Origin of the sequence: Mesorhizobium onobrychidis (assembly GCF_024707545.1) — a bacterium.
In the GTDB taxonomy this organism is placed as follows: Bacteria; Pseudomonadota; Alphaproteobacteria; order Rhizobiales; family Rhizobiaceae; genus Mesorhizobium; species Mesorhizobium onobrychidis.
In genome coordinates this window covers 5,350,315-5,376,033 of sequence record NZ_CP062229.1, presented here as the reverse complement: position 1 = coordinate 5,376,033, position 25,719 = coordinate 5,350,315, and the positions used below count along the sequence as shown (strand labels likewise).

28 protein-coding genes are annotated in these 25,719 nt (G+C 61.3%); 13 read left to right on the top strand and 15 right to left on the bottom strand.

From position 1 onward, the window contains the following. Window positions 1–232: 232 nt before the first annotated feature. A complete protein-coding gene (locus tag IHQ72_RS26805; RefSeq protein ID WP_258118340.1) occupies window positions 233–895 on the bottom strand; it encodes a haloacid dehalogenase type II in 663 nt (220 codons plus the stop codon). A gap of 153 nt (window positions 896–1,048) precedes the next feature. Between IHQ72_RS26805 and IHQ72_RS26800 the strand changes: the two genes are divergently transcribed. From IHQ72_RS26800 to IHQ72_RS26785, 4 genes are all read left to right on the top strand, one after another. Then, the gene (locus IHQ72_RS26800; RefSeq protein WP_258118338.1) at window positions 1,049–1,927 is read left to right on the top strand and encodes a branched-chain amino acid aminotransferase; all 879 of its coding nucleotides are present in this window, start codon (window positions 1,049–1,051) and stop codon (window positions 1,925–1,927) included. 106 nt (window positions 1,928–2,033) lie between these two features. Then, entirely contained in the window at window positions 2,034–2,630 is a 597-nt protein-coding gene (locus tag IHQ72_RS26795; RefSeq protein ID WP_258118336.1) for a superoxide dismutase, read from the top strand. 206 nt (window positions 2,631–2,836) lie between these two features. Then, complete coding sequence (locus IHQ72_RS26790; RefSeq protein WP_258118334.1) at window positions 2,837–3,274, top strand: c-type cytochrome; 438 nt, start codon at window positions 2,837–2,839, stop codon at window positions 3,272–3,274. A gap of 9 nt (window positions 3,275–3,283) precedes the next feature. Next, a complete protein-coding gene (locus IHQ72_RS26785; RefSeq protein ID WP_258118333.1) occupies window positions 3,284–4,234 on the top strand; it encodes a cytochrome c in 951 nt (316 codons plus the stop codon). Window positions 4,235–4,262: 28 nt separating this feature from the next. Here IHQ72_RS26785 and IHQ72_RS26780 read toward each other — a convergent pair whose 3' ends face one another. Both IHQ72_RS26780 and IHQ72_RS26775 read right to left on the bottom strand, forming a co-directional pair. After that, window positions 4,263–4,646: an SET domain-containing protein gene (locus IHQ72_RS26780; RefSeq protein ID WP_095496809.1), complete on the bottom strand. Its 384-nt coding sequence runs from the start codon at window positions 4,644–4,646 to the stop codon at window positions 4,263–4,265. Between the two features lie 161 nt (window positions 4,647–4,807). Beyond that, entirely contained in the window at window positions 4,808–6,961 is a 2,154-nt protein-coding gene (locus IHQ72_RS26775; RefSeq protein ID WP_258118331.1) for a S9 family peptidase, read from the bottom strand. A 115-nt stretch (window positions 6,962–7,076) separates the two neighbouring features. Here IHQ72_RS26775 and IHQ72_RS26770 point away from each other — a divergent pair, with 115 nt between their 5' ends. Together IHQ72_RS26770 and IHQ72_RS26760 are read left to right on the top strand one after the other, a co-directional pair. Then, complete coding sequence (locus IHQ72_RS26770) at window positions 7,077–7,373, top strand: hypothetical protein (protein WP_258118330.1); 297 nt, start codon at window positions 7,077–7,079, stop codon at window positions 7,371–7,373. 602 nt (window positions 7,374–7,975) lie between these two features. Then, window positions 7,976–8,401 (top strand): Ros/MucR family transcriptional regulator, encoded by a 426-nt coding sequence (locus tag IHQ72_RS26760; RefSeq protein ID WP_023800837.1) that lies wholly within the window; start codon window positions 7,976–7,978, stop codon window positions 8,399–8,401. Window positions 8,402–8,514: 113 nt separating this feature from the next. On the opposite strand, the gene IHQ72_RS26755 is transcribed toward IHQ72_RS26760, so the two are convergent. Both IHQ72_RS26755 and IHQ72_RS26750 read right to left on the bottom strand, forming a co-directional pair. After that, window positions 8,515–8,955, bottom strand: a complete 441-nt coding sequence (locus tag IHQ72_RS26755; protein ID WP_258123939.1) for a SufE family protein — start codon at window positions 8,953–8,955, stop codon at window positions 8,515–8,517. A 111-nt stretch (window positions 8,956–9,066) separates the two neighbouring features. Continuing rightward, entirely contained in the window at window positions 9,067–9,417 is a 351-nt protein-coding gene (locus IHQ72_RS26750; protein WP_258118324.1) for a DUF5330 domain-containing protein, read from the bottom strand. A 533-nt stretch (window positions 9,418–9,950) separates the two neighbouring features. Between IHQ72_RS26750 and IHQ72_RS26745 the strand changes: the two genes are divergently transcribed. From IHQ72_RS26745 to IHQ72_RS26735, 3 genes are all read left to right on the top strand, one after another. Further along, window positions 9,951–11,687, top strand: coding sequence for an ATP-binding protein (locus IHQ72_RS26745; protein WP_258118323.1), 1,737 nt, complete (start codon window positions 9,951–9,953; stop codon window positions 11,685–11,687). Beyond that, entirely contained in the window at window positions 11,662–12,429 is a 768-nt protein-coding gene (locus IHQ72_RS26740) for a peptidoglycan-binding domain-containing protein (RefSeq protein WP_258118322.1), read from the top strand. The genes IHQ72_RS26745 and IHQ72_RS26740 overlap by 26 nt, the downstream gene beginning before the upstream one ends. A 200-nt stretch (window positions 12,430–12,629) precedes the next feature. Beyond that, on the top strand, window positions 12,630–12,977 hold the full coding sequence (locus tag IHQ72_RS26735; RefSeq protein ID WP_258118321.1) for a DUF1491 family protein: 348 nt from the start codon (window positions 12,630–12,632) through the stop codon (window positions 12,975–12,977). A 46-nt stretch (window positions 12,978–13,023) separates the two neighbouring features. Here IHQ72_RS26735 and IHQ72_RS26730 read toward each other — a convergent pair whose 3' ends face one another. From IHQ72_RS26730 to IHQ72_RS26710, 5 genes are all read right to left on the bottom strand, one after another. Next, window positions 13,024–14,043, bottom strand: coding sequence for a hypothetical protein (locus IHQ72_RS26730; protein ID WP_258118320.1), 1,020 nt, complete (start codon window positions 14,041–14,043; stop codon window positions 13,024–13,026). Window positions 14,044–14,518: 475 nt separating this feature from the next. Then, entirely contained in the window at window positions 14,519–15,067 is a 549-nt protein-coding gene (locus IHQ72_RS26725) for a DUF1254 domain-containing protein (RefSeq protein ID WP_258118319.1), read from the bottom strand. Next, the gene (locus IHQ72_RS26720; RefSeq protein ID WP_258118318.1) at window positions 15,060–15,644 is read right to left on the bottom strand and encodes a DUF1214 domain-containing protein; all 585 of its coding nucleotides are present in this window, start codon (window positions 15,642–15,644) and stop codon (window positions 15,060–15,062) included. Before IHQ72_RS26720 ends, IHQ72_RS26725 begins: the two co-directional genes overlap by 8 nt. 115 nt (window positions 15,645–15,759) lie before the next feature. Continuing rightward, window positions 15,760–17,919 carry a transglycosylase domain-containing protein gene (locus IHQ72_RS26715; protein ID WP_258118317.1) on the bottom strand — a complete coding sequence of 720 codons (2,160 nt, stop codon included), beginning with the start codon at window positions 17,917–17,919 and terminating at the stop codon, window positions 15,760–15,762. A 198-nt stretch (window positions 17,920–18,117) separates the two neighbouring features. Next, a complete protein-coding gene (locus IHQ72_RS26710) occupies window positions 18,118–18,756 on the bottom strand; it encodes a TetR/AcrR family transcriptional regulator (protein ID WP_258118316.1) in 639 nt (212 codons plus the stop codon). Between the two features lie 171 nt (window positions 18,757–18,927). Here IHQ72_RS26710 and IHQ72_RS26705 point away from each other — a divergent pair, with 171 nt between their 5' ends. Then, entirely contained in the window at window positions 18,928–20,481 is a 1,554-nt protein-coding gene (locus IHQ72_RS26705) for a trimethylamine methyltransferase family protein (RefSeq protein WP_258118315.1), read from the top strand. A gap of 139 nt (window positions 20,482–20,620) precedes the next feature. On the opposite strand, the gene IHQ72_RS26700 is transcribed toward IHQ72_RS26705, so the two are convergent. Then, the gene (locus IHQ72_RS26700; RefSeq protein WP_258118314.1) at window positions 20,621–21,199 is read right to left on the bottom strand and encodes a cupin domain-containing protein; all 579 of its coding nucleotides are present in this window, start codon (window positions 21,197–21,199) and stop codon (window positions 20,621–20,623) included. An 82-nt stretch (window positions 21,200–21,281) separates the two neighbouring features. On the opposite strand from IHQ72_RS26700, the gene IHQ72_RS26695 reads away from it, so the two are divergent. Then, window positions 21,282–21,923, top strand: a complete 642-nt coding sequence (locus IHQ72_RS26695) for a TetR/AcrR family transcriptional regulator (RefSeq protein ID WP_258118313.1) — start codon at window positions 21,282–21,284, stop codon at window positions 21,921–21,923. A gap of 80 nt (window positions 21,924–22,003) precedes the next feature. Here IHQ72_RS26695 and IHQ72_RS26690 read toward each other — a convergent pair whose 3' ends face one another. From IHQ72_RS26690 to IHQ72_RS26675, 4 genes are all read right to left on the bottom strand, one after another. Then, window positions 22,004–22,165: a hypothetical protein gene (locus IHQ72_RS26690; RefSeq protein ID WP_258118312.1), complete on the bottom strand. Its 162-nt coding sequence runs from the start codon at window positions 22,163–22,165 to the stop codon at window positions 22,004–22,006. A 105-nt stretch (window positions 22,166–22,270) separates the two neighbouring features. Further along, a complete protein-coding gene (locus tag IHQ72_RS26685; protein WP_095496808.1) occupies window positions 22,271–22,660 on the bottom strand; it encodes a hypothetical protein in 390 nt (129 codons plus the stop codon). Between the two features lie 79 nt (window positions 22,661–22,739). Further along, window positions 22,740–24,359: a chaperonin GroEL gene (groL, locus tag IHQ72_RS26680; protein ID WP_258118311.1), complete on the bottom strand. Its 1,620-nt coding sequence runs from the start codon at window positions 24,357–24,359 to the stop codon at window positions 22,740–22,742. Between the two features lie 50 nt (window positions 24,360–24,409). Then, window positions 24,410–24,724, bottom strand: coding sequence for a co-chaperone GroES (locus tag IHQ72_RS26675; RefSeq protein ID WP_095491317.1), 315 nt, complete (start codon window positions 24,722–24,724; stop codon window positions 24,410–24,412). Between the two features lie 247 nt (window positions 24,725–24,971). Here IHQ72_RS26675 and IHQ72_RS26670 point away from each other — a divergent pair, with 247 nt between their 5' ends. After that, entirely contained in the window at window positions 24,972–25,244 is a 273-nt protein-coding gene (locus tag IHQ72_RS26670) for a hypothetical protein (RefSeq protein ID WP_258118308.1), read from the top strand. Further along, window positions 25,241–25,507 (top strand): DUF1488 family protein, encoded by a 267-nt coding sequence (locus tag IHQ72_RS26665; protein WP_077381973.1) that lies wholly within the window; start codon window positions 25,241–25,243, stop codon window positions 25,505–25,507. The genes IHQ72_RS26670 and IHQ72_RS26665 overlap by 4 nt, the downstream gene beginning before the upstream one ends. Window positions 25,508–25,719 lie beyond the last annotated feature (212 nt).

Sequence of the window (25,719 nt, the reverse complement as noted above, 5' to 3'; positions counted from 1 at the left end):
ATACGCCGATCAGTACGGCGCCAGCCCTACCAATGCCCGGCGCGATAGGCGGTTCCGATTCTGGCCTGAGGGTGGACAAACAAAGGCAAAGCTGTGACGGTTCCGCCCCTGTTGCGCCGAGGCAACAGGCCTACAGCGCTGCGCGTCCATTTGGATGCGTAAAGGACGCTGTAGCACCTTTAATTTGCGCATGATCCTTTGCAACATCGATTCCGATTTTTGGGGTCATGTGTCAGCCTCCGGCCAGCAAGCCTTCGAGCGAGGGCAGGATCAGGGCCGGCGGAAAATCCCGATATTCCTCGGGCTGGTTGGAGCGGTTGATCCAGACTGTCCGGAAACCGAATTTGGTGGCGCCGGCGACGTCCCAGCGGTTGGACGACTGAAACGACACCGCATCCGGATAGAGGCGCCAGCCTGTCGTGACCATGTCGTAGACCGACGGGTCGGCCTTGAAGCGCTTGACGACATCGACGGAATAGATGTCGTCCAGAAACTGGTCGAGCGCGGCCGATTTGACCGCCGCCTCCAGCATTTCAGGCGAGCCGTTGGAGAGGATCGCCAGCTTGGCGCCAGACGCTTTGAGCGCCTTGAGCACGGCCGGCACCTCCGGATAGCAGTCGAGCCGCCAATAGGCGTCGAGCAGCTTGGCCCTGAGCCCCTTGTCCGCGGAGGGAACCTTGCGCAGGGCGAAATCGAGCGCCTGCTCAGTGAGTTGCCAGAAATCGGCGTAGGCGCCCATCAGCGTCCTGACCCAGGAGTATTCTAGCTGCTTGGCGCGCCAGATCTCCGACAGGAGCTGGCCCTCCGGCCCGATCTGGTCGGCATGACGGCGCACGGCGGCATGGACATCGAACAGCGTGCCGTAGGCGTCGAAAACGTAAGCCGCATAACGCATGGTGACAGTTTTGCGGCGTGGCAAGGCGAGGCGCAAGCACAGATTGCAATCACAGACCGCTGGCCTCAATAAATCTCAGCCATGCCCGTTGACGGCAGCCGCCAAAGCATCTTCCAATGGCGAGACGGGACAGCTCTGGAACGGAAACAAGCGATGACACTGGCGACAGCGGCGCAATCCGCGACATGGACCTTCGTGGATGGCGACTGGTATGAAGGCAACGTCGCCATCCTGGGGCCGCGCAGCCACGCCATGTGGCTCGGCACCAGCGTGTTCGACGGCGCCCGCTGGTTCGAGGGCGTCGCCCCAGATCTCGACCGCCACGCCGCGAGGGTGAACGCTTCGGCGATCGCGCTTGGTCTCAAACCATCCTTGAGTGCCGAAAAGATCGTCGGGCTGACCTGGAACGGGCTGAAGAAGTTCGACGGCAAGACGGCGGTGTACATAAGGCCGATGTACTGGGCCGAGCATGGCGGCTATATGGGCGTACCGGCAGATCCGGCCTCGACCCGTTTCTGCCTTTGCCTCTACGAATCGCCGATGATCTCGCCGGCGGGCTTTTCGGTCACTGTCTCGCCGTTCCGGCGCCCGACCATCGAAACCATGCCGACCAACGCCAAGGCCGGCTGCCTTTATCCCAACAACGGTCGTGCCATCCTCGAAGCCAAGATGCGCGGCTTCGACAACGCGCTGGTGCTCGACATGCTGGGCAATGTCGCCGAGACCGGAACCTCGAACATTTTCCTGGTCAAGGACGGTCATGTCCTGACGCCGGCGCCGAACGGCACGTTCCTGTCCGGCATCACCCGCTCGCGGACGATGACGCTGCTTGGCGAGTATGGGTTCAAGACCACCGAGAAGACGCTGTCGGTGCGCGACTTCCTCGAAGCGGACGAGATATTCTCGACCGGAAACCATTCGAAAGTCGTGCCGGTCACCCGCATCGAGGACCGCAATCTCCAGCCCGGGCCTGTAGCCAAGAAGGCGCGCGAACTCTACTGGGATTGGGCACATTCGACTTCGACCGGCTGACTGGCTAAAAAGCGAACCGGCGCTTCATTCCGCAGTTGCTCCACATCAATCCAGACCTATGTTAGTCCGGTATCGACACCGGATTTTTCCACGAGGAGTACGACCGATGGCTTTTGAACTGCCCGCCTTGCCCTATGACTACGAGGCCTTGCAGCCTTACATGTCGAAGGAGACGCTGGAGTATCACCACGACAAGCACCACAAGGCCTATGTCGACAACGGCAACAAGCTGGCTGCCGAAGCCGGGCTCGGCGATTTGTCGGTCGAAGAGGTTGTGAAACAGTCCTTCGGCAAGAATGCCGGGCTCTTCAACAATGCCGCCCAGCACTACAACCACATACATTTCTGGAAGTGGATGAAGAAGGGTGGCGGCGGCACCAAATTGCCGGGCGCGCTGCAAAAGGCGTTCGACAGCGACCTTGGCGGCTACGATAAGTTCAAGGCCGACTTCATCGCCGCCGGAACCACCCAGTTCGGTTCAGGCTGGGCCTGGGTGTCGGTCAAGGACGGCAAGCTTGCGATCTCGAAGACGCCGAACGGCGAGAACCCGCTCGTCCATGGCGCGACGCCGATCCTGGGCGTCGATGTCTGGGAGCACTCCTATTACATCGACTATCGCAACGCCCGGCCGAAATATCTCGAAGCCTTCGTCGACAGTCTCATCAACTGGGACCATGTCCTTGAGCTCTATGAAAAGGCGTAAGGTCTGATCGAGTTGCAGAAAAGCCCCGGCAAAACCGGGGCTTTTTTGGATCAACATCGGCCGCCATTTCCAGCGCAAGAACGACCGTCACAGAAATTCACACAGGCGTGAGGCGAATTTCCGGAATTTTTAAGCCACCTTTGCCGTTATCGATGCGTTGCGGAAATGCCTTCACCCCGAAACGTCTTCATCATGGAGCCAGTTGAATGAGAAAGCTTATCCTCGCCATCTCGATGCTCGCCTTCGCCGGGTCAGTGGCAGTTGCCGATCCGATCCTGGACCGGCAGGCCCTGATGAAGGAACGTGGCAAGATCGCCGGCGGATTGTCGAAAGTGGTCAAGGGCGAAAACCCTTTCGATGCCGCAGCCGTGATGACGTCGTTGCAGGCGCTTCAGGCTAATGCCGAAAAACTCGATATCGACGCGCTTTTCCCGGCCGGCAGCGACACCGGCGACACCACGGCTGCTCCCAAGATCTGGCAAGACATGGCCGGTTTCAAGGCAACTCACGACAAGTATCTCGCCGACGTCAAGGCTGCGGTCGCCGCCGCCCCCGCGGACGTCGATGCCTTGAAGGCGCAGTTCAACACCATCGGCGGCGATTGCGGCACCTGCCATGAGACCTATCGGATAAAAAAGGACTGATAGCGGGCGATGCGCCTGCTGAAAAAGATTGTCGGCGCCGCCCTCGTTCTAGGCGGCGTCGGCGCGGTTGCCGGGTGGCTGTTGTCGGCGCCGGTCAGGCTCGACACTGAGACCCTGGCGCAGCTCGGCCCCGGCGATGCCGCCAGGGGCAAGCGGATTTTTTATGCCGGAGGCTGCACGTCCTGTCATGCGAAACCAGGCTCGCGAGGCGATGCCCGCCTTCAACTGGCTGGCGGTCTCGAACTCAAGACACCGTTCGGCACCTTCGTGCCACCGAACATCTCGCAGGATGCCAAGGACGGTATCGGCGCCTGGTCGGTCGAAGACCTCGCCAATGCCATGCTGAAGGGCGTGTCGCCGAGCGGCGAGCACTTCTATCCGGCGTTTCCCTATGCATCCTACGCGCGCATGAAGCCGGCCGACATTGCCGATCTCCATGCCTTCCTGAAAACGCTTCCGGCGGTCGCCGGCAAGGCGCCGCCCAGTTCGCTGGGATTCCCGTTCAACATCCGTCGCGGCATCGGGCTGTGGAAACGTCTCTATTTCAGTGACCAGCCGGTGGTTTCCTTCCCCGATGGCACGCCGGATCCGGTGATGGCCGGCCGCTACCTGGTCGAAGGGCCGGGCCATTGCGGCGAATGCCACACGCCGCGTGATTTTGCTGGCGGCACCAGGAAGAGCGAATGGCTGGCCGGAGCCACTGCTGCCGAAGGCAGCGGTATCGTGCCGAACATCACCTCGGGCGAAGGCGGCATCGGCGACTGGTCGGAGGCCGACATCGCCTACTTTCTCGAAACCGGCTTCATGCCGGATTTCGATTCTGTGGGCGGCGCCATGGTCGACGTGCAGAGAAACATGGCCGAGCTGACGCCCGAGGACCGGGCGGCGATATCAGCCTATCTGAAGGCCATACCGCCGCATCCCAGCGGCTATCCGGCGCGCAAGCAACCTTCGAGCTGACGCGAAAACCGGACGGGATGGCGGCGCGTCAGCGGTCGCCGAGGAAATCGAAGCCGGCTTCGAAGAAATGATTGTAGTTGCAGGTCATTTCCTCGCCGGGCGCGATGTCGCGCGACGCATACGTCTCCTCGGGCGAGGAGACGTCGCAATTCGGGTCATCGGCATGGTTCATGTAGCGCGCGTCGTCGGCTTCGAAGACGATGTAGTTCGGGTCGCGCCGGTCGGGATAGGAATAGCGATCGAGATAGGCTTTGATCGGTCCGGTTTCGCGCTCATAGGTCTCGACCGGGATGCGCCGGTCGTAATTGGGATCGAGCTTCCAAACCAGTGTGCCGCGTGGGATGTGGTTCTTGGCAAAGACACCGATGCCCTGAATGGGCGATTTGTCGAGATAGACGTCGACGAGCAACATGGCGGACCCTTGGCGTGACTGGACGATTTTGGTGGCGCGGCTGCGAAAAGCCGCGCATTGGGTAGCGCGCGGCCATCGCAATTGCGAGCGGAAAATCAGCCACGCCATGACCCGAAATCGGAATCGATTTCCCGCTGGGGATCGTGCGCAAGATCAAGCTCCTACAGCGCCCTTTGCGCGTCCAAAAGGATGGGCGGCGCTGTGGTGGTGGCAAGGTCGGCCTTGCCCGCCACCTTCAGCGCAAACGCATAGGTGAAGGCGATTTCCTCGAGCCTGGAAAACCGGCCGGATGCGCCGGCATGACCGGAGTCCATGTTGATCTTGAACAGCACCGGATTGTCGCCGGTCTTGCGGTCTCGCAGCCGCGCCACCCATTTGGCCGGCTCCCAGTAGGTGACACGCGGGTCGGTGAGGCCGGCAAGCGCCAGGATTGGTGGATAGTCAAGCGCGGCGATATTGTCGTAGGGCGAGTAGGCGGCGATCGTCCGGTAGTCTTCCTCCGCAGCGATGGGGTTGCCCCATTCAGGCCATTCCGGTGGCGTCAGCGGCAAGGTCGCGTCGAGCATGGTGGTGAGTACGTCGACGAACGGAACCTCGGCGACGATGCCGCCGAAGCATTCCGGCGCCATGTTGGCGATCGCGCCCATCAGCATGCCACCGGCCGAGCCGCCCTGTGCGACAATGCGGTCATGGGCCGTGTAGCGCTCGGCGACGAGGTGGTGTGCGACCGCGATGAAATCGGTGAACGTGTTCATCTTGTGCGCCCGCTTGCCGTCGTCGTACCAGCCATAGCCCTTGTCTTTGCCGCCGCGGATATGGGCAATCGCGTAGACGAAACCGCGGTCGACCAGCGAAAACAAATTGGTGTTGAAGGCGGCCGGGACCGTGATGCCGTAGGAGCCGTAGCCGTAAAGCAGGCAAGGCGCTGAGCCGTCGAGCGGCGTGTCGCGATGGTGGATGAGCGAGATCGGCACCAGTTCGCCGTCGGCGGCGGGCGCCATCAGCCGGCGTGTCACGTAATGGTCCGGGTCGTGACCGGACGGAACTTCCTGGGTCTTCAGCAGCACGCGCTCGCGGGTCCGCATATTATAGTCGAAGACCTGCGCCGGAGTTGTCATGGACGAGTAGGAAAAGCGCATGATCTCGGTGTCGTATTCATAGGATCCCGACAGGCCGAGCGAGAAGGCTTCCTCGTCGAAGGAGATAAGGTGTTCCTCGCCGCTCTTGCGGTCACGCACGACGATGCGCGGCAGGCCTTCCTTGCGTTCAAGCCTGACCATATGGTCCTTGAAGCCGATCACCGAAAGGATCAGCCGGCCCGCTTCGTGCGGCACCATTTCCTGCCAGTTGGCGCGCACCGGGTCGCTCGCCGGCGCCGTCATGATCTTGAAATCCTTGGCGCCGTCGGCGTTGGTGAGAATGAAGAAGATATCGCCGCCTTCTTCGAGGTCGTATTGCAGGCCGGTCTCACGCGGCGAAACCAGCTTCGGTTCGGCGAACGGCTCGCTGGCGCTCATGATGCGATATTCCGAGGTCTCGTGGTCGTTGATGCCGACCATGATCCACTCGTTGGAGCGTGTGCCGCCGACATTCATGAAGAAGCCTGGATCGGTTTCTTCGTAGATCAGCCGGTCGTTCTCAGGACTGTCGCCAAGGGCATGGAACAGCACCTTGGAGGGACGGTGGTTGGGATCGAGGCGGGTGTAGAAGAATCCGTCGTTGCCGGGATCCCACACGCCGCCGCCACCTGTGTCCGGAATCCTGTCCGGCAGTTCCTTGCCGCTGGTAAGATCGCGCACACGAAGCGTGAAGAATTCGGAGCCCTTGTCGTCGAACGCCCACAGGAGCTTGCCGTGATCGGCCGAATGGTCGACGCCACCGAGGCGAAAATAGGCCTTGCCTTCGGCCTCGAGGTCGCCGTCGAGCAGGATCTGCTGGTCGCCGCCATCGCGCGGCGTGCGGAAATAACGCGGCTGCTCGCCGCCAAGCTTGAAAGATGACCCATAGGCATACGGCCCATCCTTCATCGGCACGGAAGAATCGTCTTCCTTGATGCGGCCCTTCATCTCCTTGAAAAGTTGCTTCCGCAACTGGGCGGTGTCGGCCATCAACGCCGCCTGATAGGTGTTCTCGGCCTCGAGATGAGCGCGGATCTGGCTGTCGAGCAGGGACGGATCCCTGAACATCTCTTGCCAATTGTCGGCTCTCAGCCAGGCATAGTCGTCCGTCCGGGTTACTCCATGATGTAGGTCGAAGACCGGTCGCTTCTCTGGTTGCGGCGAACTGGCAGTCGGAAATGCTGGGGTTCGGGTCATTGCGTCTCGCTGTGGAAGTTACTTGAATGGCGAATGAACACGCCGATCAGCGCAGGTTCAAGAGCCGGAGTAAGTTTTCGCCGGCTCCAGAAGATGAGCCGGCGGAGAGAGAAAAATGAAATTCCGTTTTCACGCTGCCGCGGCTTTCGCCGTCGCTTCGACAGTTTTGGTCCTTACCGGCCAATCTCATGCAACCGTGTTCGCAGCTTGGCAAGTGACCAACGTCCCGTTTGGCGACACGCTCAACGTGCGCAAGTATCCGGCGGGGGCATCCCAGAAGCAGGCTGCTTATCCCAACGGTGCCGTTTTGCAGATGACCGGGAAATGCACCGGCGGCATAAACCTGCTCGACATCGCCAAGCAGCCGCACTACAGCGCCGCGCGTCCTCTGGACGCGCAAAGGACGCTGTAGAACCTTTGAATCTGCGCATGATCCTTTCCGAAAATCGATTCCGATTTTCGGGGTCATGCGCTGGAAGCAGGAACAGAAGATCCGCTATCGCTGGTGCGAAGTCTGGCATGATCCGGCACAGAACGGCAATTTCGTAACCGGCTGGGTCTACGGAAAATACATCACCCCACATTGATGGATCGCTGCCGGTCCGCGGTGCTGATTCCGGCTTGCTTGCAAACAGCAAATCGCAACCTATGGTTTTGTGGACTCTGAAAACAACCAGCTAGCCTGCGCCACAACCAAGCATAGCCAAGCATTGAGATTTTTTTACTGGCTCTCATGGATGTAACGGCAGCTCGACCGGGCGTCCGCCGCTGCTGGTCTGCCCAGAAAATATCGCAAAGTTACAGAGTGCACGAAAGGTTGAAGCTGATCGTCGAATATTTTATTGCCATCGATGAATACAGCGCAAGAAGCGAATTGACTTACTTGGTTTAGTGGCTCATTAGGATGCTGCGACGCGAATCGCAGAGGCTCTTTCCTGCAAAAATTTCGCGCGATGCCCGACCTATCAAAAATAGGGCGCAGGTAGAAACAACTCACGTTGGGGCCAGGAAGCCATGGATATTATCGAAACACCTTCCAGAAATAGTGATGCGCTGATCGAATTGACGGCCGACGTCGTAGCCGCCTATGTCAGCAACAATCCGGTGCCGGTCGGCGAGCTGCCGAGCCTCATCGCCGATGTCCATGCCGCCCTCGGGCGCGTGGGCGGGGCCAGTGAACAGCCTCCTGCCGACAAGCAGAAGCCGGCAGTAAACCCGAAACGCTCCGTCCATGACGACTACATCGTCTGTCTTGAAGACGGCAAGAAGTTCAAGTCGCTGAAGCGTCACTTGATGACCCATTACGGTCTGACGCCGGACGAGTATCGTGAAAAATGGGGCCTGGACGCAAGCTACCCGATGGTTGCCCCCAACTATGCTGCCGCCCGCTCACAGCTCGCCAAGAAGATGGGTCTCGGCCGCAAGCGCAAGGGGCGCTGACACCGGCTCTTCCCAACGTGGGTTGAACGATCAACGGCGCCTCCGGGCGCCGTTTTGGTTTCGGAGCATTGCTGGAGCAGCCGATATGCGTTGCGCCATGTGCGGGCTCTCCGTCATGCGGGGCAATCGCGCGGCCTAATCAACGCCGCCTCGGCGTCGCGCTTGATGCGCTTGACCATGGAACGAAGACCATTGGCGCGTTGCGGCGACAGGTGCTCGTCGAGGCCGAGTGCCTTCAGCGTGGCTTCAGCGTCGGTTTTCTGGATCTCGCTGGCGGGTCGTCTGGAAAACAGCGCCAGCATGATAGCGACGAGGCCGCGCACGATATGGGCGTCCGAATCGCCGGCGAAGGTAACGACTGGGTCGGGGCCCGGTCCATATTCGGTGGTCAGCCAAACCTGGCTGACGCAGCCGGGCACCTTGTTGGCAGGGTTCCGTTCCTCATCGGGAAACGGGGGCAGGGCCTCGCCCAGTTCGATCACATAGCGATAGCGGTCTTCCCACTCGTCAAGCAGGGAGAAGTCGTCGCGGATCGTTTGGATCGTCGTAGTCATCACTCCGGATATAGTCATCCGGCGACCTCGCGTCACGGAAAAAGAGGAAAACACCATAGGCGCCGAGAGCGCGGACGGCCTCGGTGGGTGACAGATGCGCTGAAAAATATCTCAGTTTTTCGCCGGCAAGTCGACTTTCGCCGGCAACACGATGTCTTCGGGCACGCTGCCGGTCGTTGTCGCCGTGTCGGGTTCGGCGGTCTTGTCGTCCAACATGGCGGCTGCGATCTTGGCGGTCTCCTTGGCCCGGGCGGTGATCGTGTGCATTGCGGATTTGCCGGTCTCGCAGACGTCGGGCTTGCGCTCGCATATGCCGGCGATGTCGCCGACCGCTTCGCGTGCCGCAAACAAGGCCTGGATCGGCCCGACGCTTTGGTAGCCTGTCTCGTTCGAGCCGACATTCAGCGGCAGCGCCAGAAGCACCAGCGAAAACCAGAAAGCCATTCTGATCAGAAAGCCCATCTGTATGCCCTCATCTGTGACCGGATCATGCATTCGTGCGGCATGACCTCTTTATGGGTACGATAGTGGCATAGACGCGCAAAGGACGGCTTGCCCGGTCAGCGAAAATTTTCCTCAAATTTTAGGCAAATTCTAAACGAAGCATTTTGCAATGGATTTGTCTCAAATCCGGCCGATTTTCTTCACTTGAGGTTAACCACCCATCTAGTTGTTTTCCGTAGTTATTTCCCCGAAGCGCGGCGTGCCGATGGCGATTGTCAGAGGCGAAAGGGCGGTTCGCCCGGATAACGCTCCATTTACTATGGCTGCAATTGCCAAGGTTTTGCCGCGCCGGCCTCCCAATATTTGTCTCAGGCCGGGCATTGATCGGTCCTGCCTTATCCATTCCTTAAACGCTGGATGCGAGTTTCAGATCAACAAAAGCAATCTGCGAAGCAGGGCTGTTCACGACCAGGTGCGAGTGCGTTGATTTGAGTTCGATAAGGGCCAGATACGTTGAGTTGCCCGGCGCGATGGCAGCCTGTTGCGAACGTATGGTTCATCCGTCCATCCTCGGACAGAACGACCGCCGGTGCCAGCGCCGGTTTATCGGTGTCATGCTGGCCGCTCCGTTCTTTGCGGCAGGCGCAGCGATCACGCTGGTCACCTCGGGCATGGGCGCGGCCGTGACCATGGCTGCGATCTTTGCGACTTTCGGCCTCTGCTGGTTTGCCGCCTTGCTGGTGGCGGCATCGGGCAAGATGGCGTTCGCCGGCCAGGTCGCCCTGGTGATGGGCAGTCTTGCTCTTGCCGGTGTCATTGCCGCGGCGGGCGGTCTGGCCTCGCCGGTCGCCATGCTTGTCGTGGCGCTGCCGTTCGAAGCCTGGTGGATGGGCGCGTCTCGTCGCGCTGCACTCTGGGGCGCCATAGCTGCATTTGTCGCTATCCTGCTGCAGGCTTTTGCCGGTTCTGTTTTCCCGTTCGGCCCGGCGGAAATCACCGCTTGGCATTGGCTGCTGCCGCTGGGTTGGGCGCTCACCCTCGTTCCGCGCGTCGCGAGACTTGGCAATCCGGCCGGCGTGCAGCTTGATCCGGCGACCGACGATCGGCTCGAAAACATCATCGACGCCGTTGTCCTGCGGGCAGGCAGGCATGGCGAGGTTCTGGATGCGTCGGCAAAGGCGCGCACGATCCTGAAGCTGCAGCCGGAACTGCTGTTCGGTAGCGGCCTGTTCGACCGTATCCATCTGTCCGATCGCGTCGCGTACCTCAGCGCGCTGGCCGATATGCGCGATGGCGCGTCGGCGCGTCGGCTCGATCTTCGCGTCCGACTTCCGCAAAACGGCAACGGCCCAACGGCGGACAATTACCGGCCGTTTTCCCTTGAACTGATGCGGGCGGAGCAGGAGGATGTCTTCGCGCTCGTCCTGCGCGAGAACGACGAACTCGCCGGCTTGCGCGAAGAGCTTGCCGCTGCGAAAGAGGCGGCCGCGTCTGCCGAAGTGGCGAAGGGACGGTTTCTGGCGGTCGTCAGCCACGAGCTTCGCACGCCGTTGAACGCCATCATCGGTTTTTCCGACATGCTGCTGCATGAGATGTTCGGCACCTTCAAGGATCCGCGCCAGAAGGAATATGTCGGCCTGGTCAAGGAGTCCGGCCAGCATTTGCTTGCCGTCGTCACCTCGATACTCGACGTGTCGAGGATCGAAGCCGGCGCCTATGCAACCGAGCCGGAACCGTTCCGTTTCGTGGAAGCGGTCGAAATGTGCCAGTCGATGATGCGCTTGCAGGCCGAGGCAAAGAATATCGATCTGCAGGCTCAGATCGCACCGGATGCCGGCGAGATAAACGCCGATCGTCGTGCCGTGCAGCAGATACTCATCAACCTAGTCTCCAATGCCATCAAGTTCACGCCCGATGGCGGCGATGTCGTCGTCGGCGCCAAGCGGATCGGCTCGCGACTGCATTTCTGGGTCAGGGACACCGGCATCGGCATCGCCGAGGAAGACTTTGCCAATCTTGGCAAGCCGTTCATGCAGATCCAGAACGACTATACGCGCCGCTTCGAGGGAACCGGGCTCGGCCTGTCACTGGTGAAGGGCCTGGTGGCGCTGCACGAGGGCACGATGTCGATCGAAAGCATGCCGGGCGAGGGCACCACGGTCACGATCAGCTTGCCGGTGAACGGACCGAAGGGACGTTCGACGGACAAGCCCGGCGTGCTGCCAATGCCTGCGGCGAAGGCGGAGACGAAAGGGGACAGGCATGGCTCGCTCCGCAAAACAGCCTAAGACGGTCAAGCGCCGCGGCATTGCCTTCCAGGGGGGCGCGGTCGCGGTCGGCAGCCTGATCTCGCGCAATCCGGTTCTGGTCGGCGGTTCGACCGCCTTCCTGGTGACGCTGTTCTACGTCTCGGCGAACGCCCTGTGGTATCAGCCTTTTCCTCATGCCGACGCGTTTTTTGCGACCAGGAGCATAGAGAGCTTTCCTCGAGCAGGCGCCGACGAACCCGAAACCACCATCAACATCGTGCGGCCGGGCTCGGCCCCGATCAAGAGTGATCCGGTCGTCGAGCAGATCCAGGGCATATTGAAGGACCTAGATTTCTATTCCGGCACGGTCGACGGCATTTCTGGCCCCAACACGCGTAAGGCCATACAAGCCTATCAGCAGAAGGTCGGGCTCAACGCTTCCGGTGAGATCGACAGCGTTCTGCTCGATCAACTGGGCACCACGCCAACCGCCTCGACGGTCGTGCCGCATCCGGCACCTCGTCCGGACGACCTGGCCGCGATTCCCGTCTCTGCTTCGGCGCCGGCAGATGCGCCGGCGCAGGCACCCGACGCCCGTATCATCAAGATCCAGGCTGGGCTGAAGGCATTCGGCAATGACGATATGCAACTCGACGGCGTGGTCGGGGCCCGCACCAAGGCAGCGATCAAGGAGTTCCAGTCGCTGTTCGGGCTGCCGGAGACCGGCGAGCCCGACGAGGTCGTCTACGTCAAGATGCGCGAGATCGGCCTGACCAACTGATGGTCGAGGCCGGCGCTCGCCAACCGGGTGGGCAAAAACCGATTTCGGTTTTCAGACCTATGCTCTGGAGCATTTTGCAGCCAAACCTCTTCGTTTGGCGTCCAACAAATTGAGTTGAAACAAAAACCTGGAGCGCGGTTTTGGTTTCACCCAAACGCAAAGCGCTCTAAGTACCGTCCGATGTCGTCCAGAATGCTGCCATGCGCGTAACCACCGATCTGTGGGTGTCGGCCCTATTGCGCCGGGTTTTCGGCGCTGGCGGCTTCGCCGCCGTGGTCAAGCGCGGCGCGACCGAGGCCGGCGCGGTCTTCTTGCTGGCGCGTGGCCGCATGGGCGAGGTTGCCTTGTTTGGACCGGCGCCGCAGACGAGCTACGATTCGGCCAAACCCGACGACCGTTTCTTCAGTCTGCTCGGCGCCGGTGACGATGCCACCGTTTTTGACGCACGACTGGAAAGGGAGAAGAGATTCGATCCCGACATCTGGGTCGTCGAGATCGAGGCCGGCGCTGTTCCCGTCGAGGAACTTATTTCCGTCAAGTCGCTCTAACGATATGCATGAAAACAAAGGCTTGAAGCGTTCGCTTGAATCTCTTTCAGACCCGACGCGCCTTAGGGCTGGCGGCAGCATTGTCGCTGTCCGCTTTGCGGATGTCGGCGTTTGCCGCAACGGGCCCGGCATTGCGAATGGCCTTCGACAGTGTCTCGGCCTTCCAGCCGCGTAGCCTGTCCAGCGCTGCGTCGCGATGCAGCAGTCGGTAGCGGTCGAGGAAGATGCGAATAGCCTGCGGATGCGGAAACTCTGTGGGATAGACGGCGACGGTAATCAGGAACGCCCTCTCTTCGCCGAGATCAAGCGCGCGTAGGGCGGCTAGAAGCGACGTGTAGTTCTGGTTTGCGGTGAGCGACCGCGCCGTTGAAAAATCGATCTCGAGCGCGTCGGCCAGTGCTGTCTGGAAGAATGCGACGTTGCCGGTCAGCGCCGTCTCGCGCAGTTTGACATAGGTTTCAGCGCTGGCGAACGGATTGACGGTCGCGCCGCCGCTCTCATCATCGGCACGCATCATCGACCGCAGCCGGCGCCGTGCATTCTCGGCGGCGGCGCCGGGCACATGCTGGCTGTCGGGGCTGGGCGCGACGACTTCGGCGCTTTTAGGCGCCGTCTTGGCGACCGCCTCCTGCTGCCGCACGCTCACCAGCGTCGGCTTTTCAAGCGCCCTGATCAGGTTGGCGATGGTCGGGTTCAGATCCTTGCGACGCGCGATGGCGCGCGCATGCGGCAGGCCGTGCCGTCCGATCAGGGCGATCAAGTCGATATCGCTCAGCGCGCGCGAGCGGATGAGCAACGGCGCGGCGATGTCCACCGGCTCCTCGCAAAGCCGCCGGACCAGCACAGTAGGTGCATATTCGCATTCGGAAAGGGCGGCGGCGACGTAGCGGCGCGATTCGACCGATACATTGGCGAAAAGCGGAAGCGTCAGATCCTCAAGTTGCGCGATCTCCCGGCGCGAAGGGCGGGTGAGCGAACAGAACGCCGACACCGCGGCGCGGAACAGCCTTTCGGCCTTTCCCGATTCAGCCCGTATAGCGATTTGCCTGAAATCCGAAGCTGACACGAACGATACGCCTGACACTCGACACGATCTGGACCATGCTCGACCGGGACTGTGTCGGTTTCGCATCTGCCTCGGGTCAGGACTTCCTGACCTCAGAACAAAGATCAAATTAGCGGCGATCCGTTAGCGTTCCGTTAACCTACTGCCGTCCTTAATCAGATTGGAGGCGTTGCGTTGTGCTCCGGGGCAACCGAGAGGAATGCACTAACCATGGGCATGGTACTGTCTTTCGTGCCGCGAACGGCGGCAACCAATCGAGCAGAACGAAACACCGGAACGCCGGCGGCGGTGATCATTTTCCCCGGCGTCCGCTACGAGCTACGGCAGCTGACGGGCGAGACGCGGCCAGGCGCCGGTCCGGATAAGCCGGGCTCGTCAAGGACGATGCCGGGATCGCCGGGGACGATGCCTGTTCCGCATCATTAGCGCCGCGCACCCTGTTGGGCCGGAAACCGGCGGCATATTTCGGTTGACGTCAGTAGTCCTGCAACTCGCAGGAACTCTGCTCGAGAAACCGCGACACGACCGGCTTCCAGCTGTCGTCGGGCACGAACGAGCGGATGACGAACATGCCTTGGTCGACGGCCGCCTCGACGAAGATTGCTCCTTGCAATTCCTCCGGGAGTTCCTTGCGGATCTCGATCATCTGCGCCGGCGTCAGTACGATACTGTCCAGCAACCTTCCGGTCGCACTGTGGTCGTTGAAGGAGTAGATGTTATGGCCGCTGCGGTCATAGACCGATACGGACCAGAACGGGACGTTCCCCGGTGCCTTCACTCGAACCATCCCTTCGGACAGATCGAACCGGCAAGCAGCCGCATAAAACAGCGGATCGACGGATTTTACCACCGGCGTACCGCCGACCTCTGCGTCCAGCCTGGTCATCTTATAGAGGTCCGAGGCCATGGCCAGCCGCGACCACGCATCACGTTCGGAAAATTCCGGGACGAGCAGCAGCACGACGATGTGCACGATGCCGGCGCCCAGCAGACCGAGCAGGATCGCGTGCAGCAGCCTACGCATTGCAGCCGACCTTAAGGATCTGCGGCAGCGTGATATCCGAAAGACCCGTGCTGCTGGCGATCGGCGTGTCGTAGAATGTCAGCACGAAAAACATCCGGCCGAAGCCGTCGGAAAGCAGCCAGTTGCCGGGTGCGGGGCGGTTGCTGACGGAAATCACTACCGAATTGTCGGGCTGGCGCAGCACCTGGTATGATTGAAGTGCCGCAAGCCTTGGCTTGCCGGTCTCGACCACCCCGAGCGATTGATCGGCGGCATAGAGGGTCCAGAACCGGGCCGCGGGAAATCCGCCTTCGATTTCATAGGCGCATTGGCGTTTCAATTGTTCGCCATCGGAATCGCGTTCGGCGATAAAGGACAGGCCTTCTGCCTGCCCGAGTGCAAGGACACCCTCGCGCGCGACGCGGGCTTTCGAATAAGGATCCGCCGCCTGCGTGCCGATATCGGGGAACGCCGTCCATGGGCCGATCCTGATCGCGCCGATGCCATCCTGCGTCTTGAGAGCGTACCAGACGCTGCCGCCGCCGGCGCCGATGGCTATGGCAAGCGCGAAGAGCGTCAGGAATGCGTTCTTGAGCATGAAGAGCCGCGGGAAAGAGGAGTGCCGCTCGGGGATATCGCGGGGCAGGGTGCGATGGCAAGCGGACCTCTGTGGAATTGTCGGCGCGAGGATGGCCTATCCCGTCGTGCCGGCGTCAAAGCGCAGACAGGGTCTCCGGCGTCGCAGGCGCCTGTAGGACGGGCGCTGACTGGAACAGTCTTGTGATGTCCCTGAGCGCCCGCGTTGTTTGGCTGGACAGCACCGGCGGGCGCTCGGCGGCAGCGTCGGCCGCTGCCTGCTCGGCATTCTTCTTTTCCGCTTCCTCGGCCTTGGCGGCGATTTCTTCGTCTACGAAGGGATGATCGAGACCGGGGATCGGCCTGAGGTCGATATTCTGGTGCGCATAGACCATCAGCCGCTGCCAAACCATCGCCGGCAGCGAGCCGCCGGTCATGTTGTTGGTCGGGGTGAAGTCGTCATTGCCGAGCCATACGGCAGCCGTGTAGTTGCCGGTGAAGCCGACATACCAGGCGTCGCGATAAGACTGCGTGGTGCCGGTCTTGCCGGCCGAAACGATGTTGGGAAGTGCAGCGCGCCGCGCCGTGCCCATCACCGGCACCGCCGCCAGCATGGAGTTCATATACTTCAGCGCCTGTTCCGAGAGCACACGGTGCGGCGGCGGCGCATCCTTGGCGAAATCGTAAACCACCTCGCCGGTACGGGTAACCAGCTGGGTGACGCCATGCCGGGAGCCGACAAAGCCGTTCTGGGCGAACACGCTGTAGCCTGTCGCCTGGTCCATTACGGTCATGCCCGATGTGCCGAGCACCATCGTCTTATGCGATTCGAGCGGCGATTCGACGCCCATGGCTTCCGCCATCGCCTTGATCGGCTTGATACCGAGAGAATTCTTGGCCAGCCGCACCGGTACGGTGTTGATCGACTTGGCCATCGCCGTGATCAGCGTGACATTGCCGGCCGATCCGCCATTGTAATTGTGAGGCGACCAGCCGCCCCAGGAGATCGGCCCGCCGGAAACGACAGAGTCCGGCGTGAAGCCGTGCTCCATCGCCGTCGCGTAGACATAGGGTTTGAACGATGAGCCGCTCTGGCGCAGCGCCTTGGTGGCGCGGTTGAACTGGCTGGCACCGTAGTCGCGGCCGCCGACGATCGCCCTGACTGCGCCATTGGTTTCGATGACGACCATGGCGCCTTCGGTGACGTTGTATTCCTTGCCGAACTGGCGGAGATGGAACTCCATTGATTCTTCCGCCGCCTTCTGGATGTTGGCATCGAAAGTGGTGTGAGCGACCAGCGAATGCTGGCCGGACTTCGCCGCGATCCTCTTGACCTCTTCGAATGCCCAGTCGAGGTAGTAGTCCGGGCTCTTCTGCTCGCCGCGGTCGACGATTTCGGCCGGATGCAGCCGCGCCTGCAGCACCTGACCCTCGCTCATGAAGCCGGCCTCGACGAGATTGGACAGCACCACGTTGGCCCGCGCCCTGGCAGCAGGCAGGTTGATGTGCGGCGCGTATTTGGTCGGCGCCTTGAACAGGCCGGCCAGCATAGCCGCTTCGGCGAGGTTCAGATCCTTGACGCTTTTGCCGAAATAGAAATCGGCGGCCGCTTCGATGCCGAAGGTGCCACCGCCCATATAGACGCGGTCGAGATAGAGCTGCAGGATCTCCTTCTTCGACAGATTGGCCTCGAGCCACAGCGACAGGAAGGCTTCCTTGACCTTGCGCTCCAAAGTCCGTTCATTGGTAAGGAACAGGTTCTTGGCCAGTTGCTGGGTGATGCTCGATCCGCCCTGAACCACGGAATTCGCCCGCACATTCGCGAAGATCGCGCGCGAAAGGCCGAGCGCATCGATGCCGTAGTGATCGAAGAACCGCCGATCCTCGGTGGCCAGAACCGCCTTGATGACCTGGTCGGGCATCTCGTCGACCGGCACCGAATCACGCTGGATGATGCCGCGCTGGCCGATCTCGTTGCCATAGCGGTCGAGGAAAGTGACGGCGAAATCGCCCTGGGCACGCCAGTCGCCAGCGGTTTCCTGGAAGGCCGGCAAGGCAAGCGCCAGCATGACGACGATGCCGCCGGCGCCGAGCGTGAAGCCCTCGCTCAACAGTTCGATGATGCCGCGGCGCCAGCCGGAGACGCGGAAGCGCCGGAAAAAAATGGTGGCCGCTTCCCAGAACCGGCGCGCCTTGAAGCCGATCTCGTAGAGTGAGGAATCGAACCACGCATCCGCTGCCAGCAGTCTTGCGGCAATCGGACCTCTTCTCTTGCGTGGTTTCAAAGGACTGGCCATTCCAGGATCCGGCTGCGGCTACGCCTCTCACTGAGAAACTGCATGCGGGCAATTTCAGGGCGGCGCGCCAGCCAAGACTATTCGTCCATTTTGGCCCCGCTCACAAGTGCGAGGAGGGCTTTTGTGGCACAGATTGTCGATGCGAGGGGGTAGGGCCTGCAACCTCCACCGCCTTGGCACCTCGCATCCGCGATCAAATTACCGCGCCGCGATAAAGCGCATGAAACGTGCCACGTCGGCGTCGCTTGGCTCCTGGCCGGTGAAACTGCGCAGATAGGCGGCGAGATGACTGACTCTCGCCTCGACCGGTTCCTTGAGGTCGAGCACATAATAACCGATCTGCATGTAATAAAGGACACGGGCGCGGATGAAGGCATCCTCTTCGTCGTAGCCATGCCGGCGATACATGTCGCGGATCGCGCCTAGCCGGTCATTGTCGGCTTGGTCGATGGCCCGGCGCACGTCGTCGGAGCGACGCGCCCATTCCCGGATGGCGAAGTCGAGCCTGGGATCGAACAGGCGCTGGTCCGCCCAGCATTCGAACACGTTCATGACGCCCATGATGATGCTTTCGGCTGGCCGCTGCGCGCGTTCGACGATCGCCCTGGTGTTGGTGTTCCGCCAATGGGCAAGCAACTGGTCGAGCAGATCCTGACGGCTCTCGAAATACCAGTAAAAGCTTGAGCGCGAAACGCCGAGCTTCTGGCCGAGCGGCAGCACGCGCACGCTTTCGATGCCGTCTGAAATCAATGTCTGGAGTGCAAGATTGATCCAGTCCCAGCGCGTCACCTTGATGTTGCCGGGCGCCGGCTCGTCCTGCGGGGCAATCATGATCATGGCCGCACAATAGGCATGAGGGGGAACTGCATACAACCGTACTAGACACATATGTACAGTGCAAGTATCCTGCCCGCCTCAACGAACTGGGCCGAGCGGCCGGCGCGCGTCATAGCGGCTTCTCCCTACGATCCCCAGGGCAAGGCAATACGGCAATGAGGAGTATCCGCCATGATCGATGACGCCGCACGTGATCTCAGGCGCGAACGCAGGCGCGGACGAACCGGCGAGGCCGGCAGCGAGAGCAGCCGCCGGCCGGACTATCGTTCGCTGAAGAACCCGTTCCTGCCGCAGCCGATCTTTTCGGCCGACCAGGTCGCCGCGATACATGACGCGGCGCTGCGCGTGCTCGAGGAACTCGGCGTCAAGGTGCTGCTGCCGGAGGCGCGCACCATTCTTGCTCGTGCCGGTGCGCTGGTCGACGAAGACAGTCAAATGGTGCGCATCGGCCGCGACATTGTCGCGGCGGCGCTGGTCTCTGCGCCGAAATCGATCCGGGCGCACGCTGGTGACCGTGCCCGCGACCTGACGCTCGAGCTTGGCTCGATGACGTTCCTGGCGGGATCCGGAGCGCCCAACGTCACTGATCTAGAGCGCGGCCGGCGGCCGGGAACGCTTGCCGCTTTCGAGGATCTCATTCGCCTGGTGCAGCATTTCGACGTGCTGCACATGCTAGGACCCTGCATCGAGCCGCAGGACGTCGACAACCGCTTCCGCCACTATGCCGTCAACCGCGCGCAGCTGACGCTGTCGGACAAGTTACCGTTCGTCTTCGCGCGCGGCACGCCGCAGGTCGAGGACGGCTTCGAGATGCTGCGGCTGGCGCGCGGCCTGTCCAAGGCCGAATTCCGTTCGGGCGCTCATTGCTACACCGTCATCAACACCAATTCGCCGCGTCAGCTCGACATTCCGATGGCGCAAGGCATCATCGACTTTGCCAAGGCGGGGCAGGTGTCGATCATCACGCCCTTCTGCCTAGCCGGCGCCATGGCGCCGATCACGGTGGCCGGCGCACTGACGCTGCAGCACGCCGAAGCGCTGGCCGGGCTGACGCTGGCCCAGAATGTGCGACCGGGCGCGCCGGTCGTCTATGGTTCGTTCTCCTCCAATGTCGACATGAAGTCGGGGGCGCCGGCGTTCGGCACGCCGGAGCACGTCAAGGCGACTCTCGGCGCCGGTCAGCTTGCGCGCCTCACCGGCCTTCCCTGGCGGTCCGGCGGCGGCAGCGCCGCCAACATATCGGACGCGCAGGCGGCCCATGAAACGCAGTTCGCTCTGTGGGGCTCGGTACTTGCGGGTGCAACGGTCTGCATCCATGCCGCGGGCTGGCTCGAAGGCGGCTTGAGCGTCTCGTTCGAGAAGCTGATCACCGATATCGAGGCGCTGCAGACGGTCGCCGAACTCTGCGCGGCGACGCCCGGAGACGAGGACGCGATCGGCTTCGAGGCCATCGCTGAAGTGCAGCCGGGCGGGCATTTCTTTTCGGCCGGGCACACAATGGCGCGCTACCGCACCGCATTCTACGAGCCGCTGGTCGCCGATTGGTCGAATTTCGGCAACTGGACGCAGGCCGGGTCAAGAACCGCCACGGAGCGCGCCACCGGCATCTGGAAACGGCTGCTGGCCGATTTTCGGCCGCCGGCTTCCGCCGCTGCCACATCAGGTGTTCTCGACGAATTCATAGCGCGGCGCACCGAAGAGGGTGGCGCAGCACCGGTGTCGTGAGGATCAGCGTCCCTGCACGAATAGATGGCGGCCATGAGCCCTAACCGTATCCGAACCGCGGATGCTGCGCCTTGCCCTTTCGGCGGTCATCCCGTTTCGTTCGTCTATCGCTGCGAAATCGGGCGGAGGCGCTGCGCCGTCATCCGCTATCCTCGGCGCGGATCGTTGCGGCGGGGCGGGCGGACGTCAGTCCAAAACGAGCGCAGAGGGCTGGAACACTCTCGAAGTCCATATCCAGTTCGTACTTTCGTAAAAGTTCGCCGGACTTTGTCCTGTCGGGCCAGATCGCTGCCAACTCACGAAAATAGTCCTCGAAGCCCGCCGGCGAAATCACCTCGATGATTTCGCACTGCGTGTCGCCCGCATTCCAGAACGTATGCCACTGGCCTCGCGGCTTGAACATCCATGTGCCCGGCCCGGCGGTAACGACGTCGTCGCCAAGCAACGCGCCCAGATTGCCGCTCAGCACATACGAATATTCGTCTTCGCGGTGATGCCGGTGCAACGGCGCCGCCAGTGCACGGGGGGCGAGCGGATGGTGCACGATGGAGAAGCGCTCGCCGGTATGGAACCCGTCTATCTTCCAATGGATGCCGAAACCACCCAGGTCGAAACGGTCGCCGGCTCCAGGCAGAACTGTGATGGGGCCGGATGCCTGGTTGGCAGTCGGATGAGCTGTCGTATGTTGGAGGCTCGACTCAGGCAATGCGCGTTCCATATCATCCTCCTGAAAATGGGTGTACGCTGCCGATCACCCATTTCTAGGCGTCATTCAAACCCATGTCAACATCGGTGATCACGTGAGTTCACTGAAAGAAGGCCAGCGGCGCTCATATCGATTGCAGCGGCGCGCGGTCAAACAGGCCGAGACCCATCTTGCGCTCGCCCGCGCGGCATTCGAGCTGCACAGTTCGGTGGGTCCGTCGCGAACAACCGTGAGCGCCATCGCCGAGAAAGCGGGGGTGCAGCGGCTGACCGTCTACCGTCATTTTCCCGACGAGGAAGCGGTCTTCAATGCTTGCTCGGCGTATTCGTTCGGCCAGGACCCGCCTCCCAACCCTGAAACCTGGCGATCGATCGTCGAACCGGAAGTCCGGCTGCGGACGGCGCTTTTTCAACTCTACAGCTACTACAGGCGCAAGCGGCAACTCCTAGCCAATCTGTATCGCGATGCAGAAATGCCGGTTGTCGCTGCCGCACTGGCCCGCCGGCGAGAGGTTCTCGCAAAAGGCGTCGCGGTCCTTTCACAAGGCTGCTTCGATTCGGATGGCGGAACTGCAAGGTTGCTCGTTGCCGCAATAGGACATGCGCTGGACTTCACGACCTGGCTGTCGCTTGTCGAGAACCAGGGCCTCTCGGACGAAGAGGCGGTGGAAACCATGCTCGTCTTCGTCCGCAGCGTCAGGTCGAGTTTGCGAGCTGCCGAGGCAACAAGCCGTTGACTTGAATGCCGTCGGCGCTGGAAACGGATGCTTGTCGACTTTTAGCCGCCGGTCTCGTGATCTAACGCCGATCCCGCGGCTTACATGGGACGCTTGTCCGCGATCTTTTGCGGGTCGCGGCGTATCGTGCCGACGTCGGCTTTCCTGTGCTTGTCGGCAAGCCTGCGAATGCGATCGAAGCGGCTTTCCTCGGCCACTTTGGTCTTCGCCGCTGCATTTGGCTTCGGGACGAATGCGATCATGGATCGATCTCCTTGCTGATGGGCTAGCGCCGGGGAGGATGCCCCGGCGGCCGTCTTTCAGGCTCTCTCGTGAAGGTCTCGCTTCTTTCGAAGAGCTCGAAGATATCAGGCGGCGAGAGCGACCGCACAGCTTTGCGCACCCAGCTTGTCGGGCGAGGTTTTCCCGGGCATAGTCGCCCAGCCGCCCGTCTCGATGAACTGCCGCTTCTTGTAGCTGTCGGTTATGGCCTTGAACTCGATAAGCTTGACGGCCGCGTCGGGTGCCGTGTTGAAGCGATCGACGCAGACCGCCGAGGCCAGCTCGCCGCGCGCCACGTCGCCGGCGGTTGCCGCCAGCGCGCGTGAGGTGCCACCGGTCACCCAGCCACCCCAGTTGAAACCGATGATCAGCGTGGCGACGACGGTTGCCGCGCATGCCCACAGAAGCGTGGATTTGGCCGGCTGGTAATCTTCCCATCGACGCGCGAGAGATGGCTTGCTGCTTTGTGTGGCCACGGAACAGTTCCTTCTTGGTTGATGTTGGATCAGCGTCCGGCCTTTCCGGCCGGGCGCTGCAGGCTTGTCCAGGCGATTATCAGTAGCCGCCCATGCCGGCCGCAGGCGCGGCATCCTTGGCCGGAATGTCGGTGATCATGGCTTCCGCAGTGATCAGCAATGCCGCGATCGAACCGGCATCCTGGAGGGCGGTCCGCACCACCTTTGCCGGGTCGACGATGCCGACCTTGATCATGTCGACATAGATCTCGTTTTGGGCATCGAAGCCCTGGTTGTGATCCTTGCTGTCCATGAGCCTGCCGACAACGATCGAACCTTCGACGCCGGAGTTCTCGGCAATCTGGCGGATCGGCGCTTCAAGTGCTCTCAGCACAATCGAAATACCTGCCGTCATGTCAGCATTCGCGCCAGTAAGCTCAGTCAAAGCTGCCTTGGCGCGCAAAAGCGCAACACCGCCGCCGGCAACGATGCCTTCTTCCACGGCTGCACGAGTGGCGTTCAGCGCATCATCGATGCGGTCCTTCTTTTCCTTGACTTCCGTCTCGGTCGCGCCGCCGACGCGAATGACAGCAACGCCGCCAGCCAGCTTCGCCAGCCGCTCCTCGAGTTTCTCCTTGTCGTAATCCGAGGTCGTTTCCTCGATCTGCAACTTGATCTGCTGGACGCGCGCCTGGATGGTGGCTTTCTCGCCGGCGCCGTCGATGATCGTCGTCGTATCCTTCTCGATGAGCACGCGCTTAGCCCGCCCGAGCATGTCGATCGTGACGTTCTCGAGTTTGATGCCGAGATCCTCGGAAATCATCTGGCCGGCGGTGAGCACGGCAATGTCTTCCAGCATCGCCTTGCGCCGGTCACCGAAGCCTGGCGCCTTGACGGCTGCGACCTTGAGGCCGCCGCGCAGCTTGTTGACGACCAGCGTCGCCAGCGCCTCGCCTTCGACGTCTTCCGAGATGATCAGCAGCGGCTTACCGCTTTGCACCACAGCTTCGAGGATCGGCAGCAACGCCTGCAAATTGCCGAGCTTCTTCTCATGGATGAGAATGTAAGGGTCCTCCAGCTCGACGCGCATCTTCTCGGCATTGGTGACGAAATAGGGGCTGAGATAGCCACGGTCGAACTGCATGCCCTCGACGACGTCGAGTTCGGTGTCGGCGGTCTTGGCTTCCTCGACGGTGATGACGCCATCATTGCCGACCTTGTCCATAGCCTTGGCGATCATGGCGCCGACAGTGACGTCGCCATTGGCGGCAATGGTGCCGACCTGGGCGATCTCGTCCGAAGATTTGACTTTCCTGGCCCTGGCTTGAATGTCCTTCACCACGGCAGCCACAGCAAGGTCGATGCCGCGCTTGAGATCCATCGGGTTCATGCCCGCGGCAACGAATTTGGCACCTTCGCGCAGGATGGAAGCGGCCAGCACCGTGGCTGTCGTCGTGCCGTCACCAGCAAGGTCGTTGGTCTTCGAGGCCACTTCGCGCACCATCTGGGCGCCCATGTTCTCGAACTTGTCGGCAAGCTCGATTTCCTTGGCGACGGCGACACCATCCTTGGTGATGCGCGGCGCGCCATAGGCCTTGTCGATGACGACATTGCGGCCTTTGGGGCCGAGCGTCACCTTGACGGCGTTGTTCAGAATTTCGACGCCGCGAAGCATCCGGTCGCGGGCATCGGTAGCGAATTTGATTTCCTTGGCAGACATGATTTTACGTCCAGTTCAGTCTTGAAATTGCGGGATCGGAAATCGCCCGGTCAGGCGGCTTTCTTGGCCGCTTTGGTCTTCTCGACGATGCCCAAAATGTCGCTCTCCTTCATGATCAGGAGATCCTCGCCGTCGATCTTGACCTCGGTGCCGGACCATTTGCCGAACAGGATGAGATCGCCGGCCTTGACGTCGAGCGGGATCAGCTTGCCGCTCTCGTCACGCGAGCCGGGCCCAACGGCGATCACTTCGCCTTCCTGAGGCTTTTCCTTGGCGGTGTCGGGAATAATGATCCCGCCCTTGGATTTGGTATCGCCTTCCGCGCGCCGAATGACGACGCGGTCGTGGAGTGGCCGGAATTTCATGGAAACTTCTTTCTGGGGCCGGCTTAGGCGGCCGCTCCCTTCTATAGGCGCGTTGGCACTCGATAGATAGGAGTGCCAAAAAATATTCATTGGCGGTCGTAAAATATTGAATAGTATTATTTTGCCCTTTCGCTTTCAGAAATTTGCCTCATCAAAAGTACATCAGAAATTGATTTTTCCACCTCGAGTCCCTATTTTAAGTACGAAAATCATTTTCATCATTCCAGCAAAAAGGAGGTTTTAATCGATGGCGGAATTCAGTCAGAATATCATGGAGAAAGCTGAAGCGCGCTTCATGGAAAAGCAGAAAAAGACTGCGGAGCGAAACCAGGCAACTGCCGAGTATGTTTCCGAGGCCAAGGCCAGGGTCATCAAGACGGCAAGATTGCGGGCGTTGCGGCTAGCCAAGGAAGAGGCCGACCGCGCCGCGGAGGCACTCAATCCCGTCGCCCCCAAGAAAAAGCGGGCGTCACGGGCGATCAAGAAAGCAGAGGTTGCATCAACGGAGGTCAAGTCATGAGCCTGACATTTCCCAATCGAAGCCGCAGCTACGACGAGGCGGGCAAACGCATCCGCTTCGTCGGCCATGACGGCATGTTCCAGATTTCCTTCTCAGTCGCCACGGATGCCATCTCGAAGGCACCATCAGAGGCACCAACTGCTGAAGCCACCTATCTGGCGGCGTTCGACACCGCCTCCAGTTCCATCCATGAAATCGCCAGAAATGCCTATGCCCGCACTCGCAAGAGCATATATGTGCTGACCGCGGCCGATTTTCGCTAAATCCCGAACGTCGTCGCGTTCAGGGCCAACGCCAGATCCGATCCCCGATCCAGGCGCACAGATGTGCCGGGTGAACCTAGCGGCAGGATCAGGACTTGCGGTCGGCCTTTGCCCGCCGCTTGACGTCTCGGCTGTTCAGCCGATCGAGCATCACGTCTGCGTCGCGTGTTTTCATGCCGACCATGATCTGGTGCCGACCATGACCTGGGTGC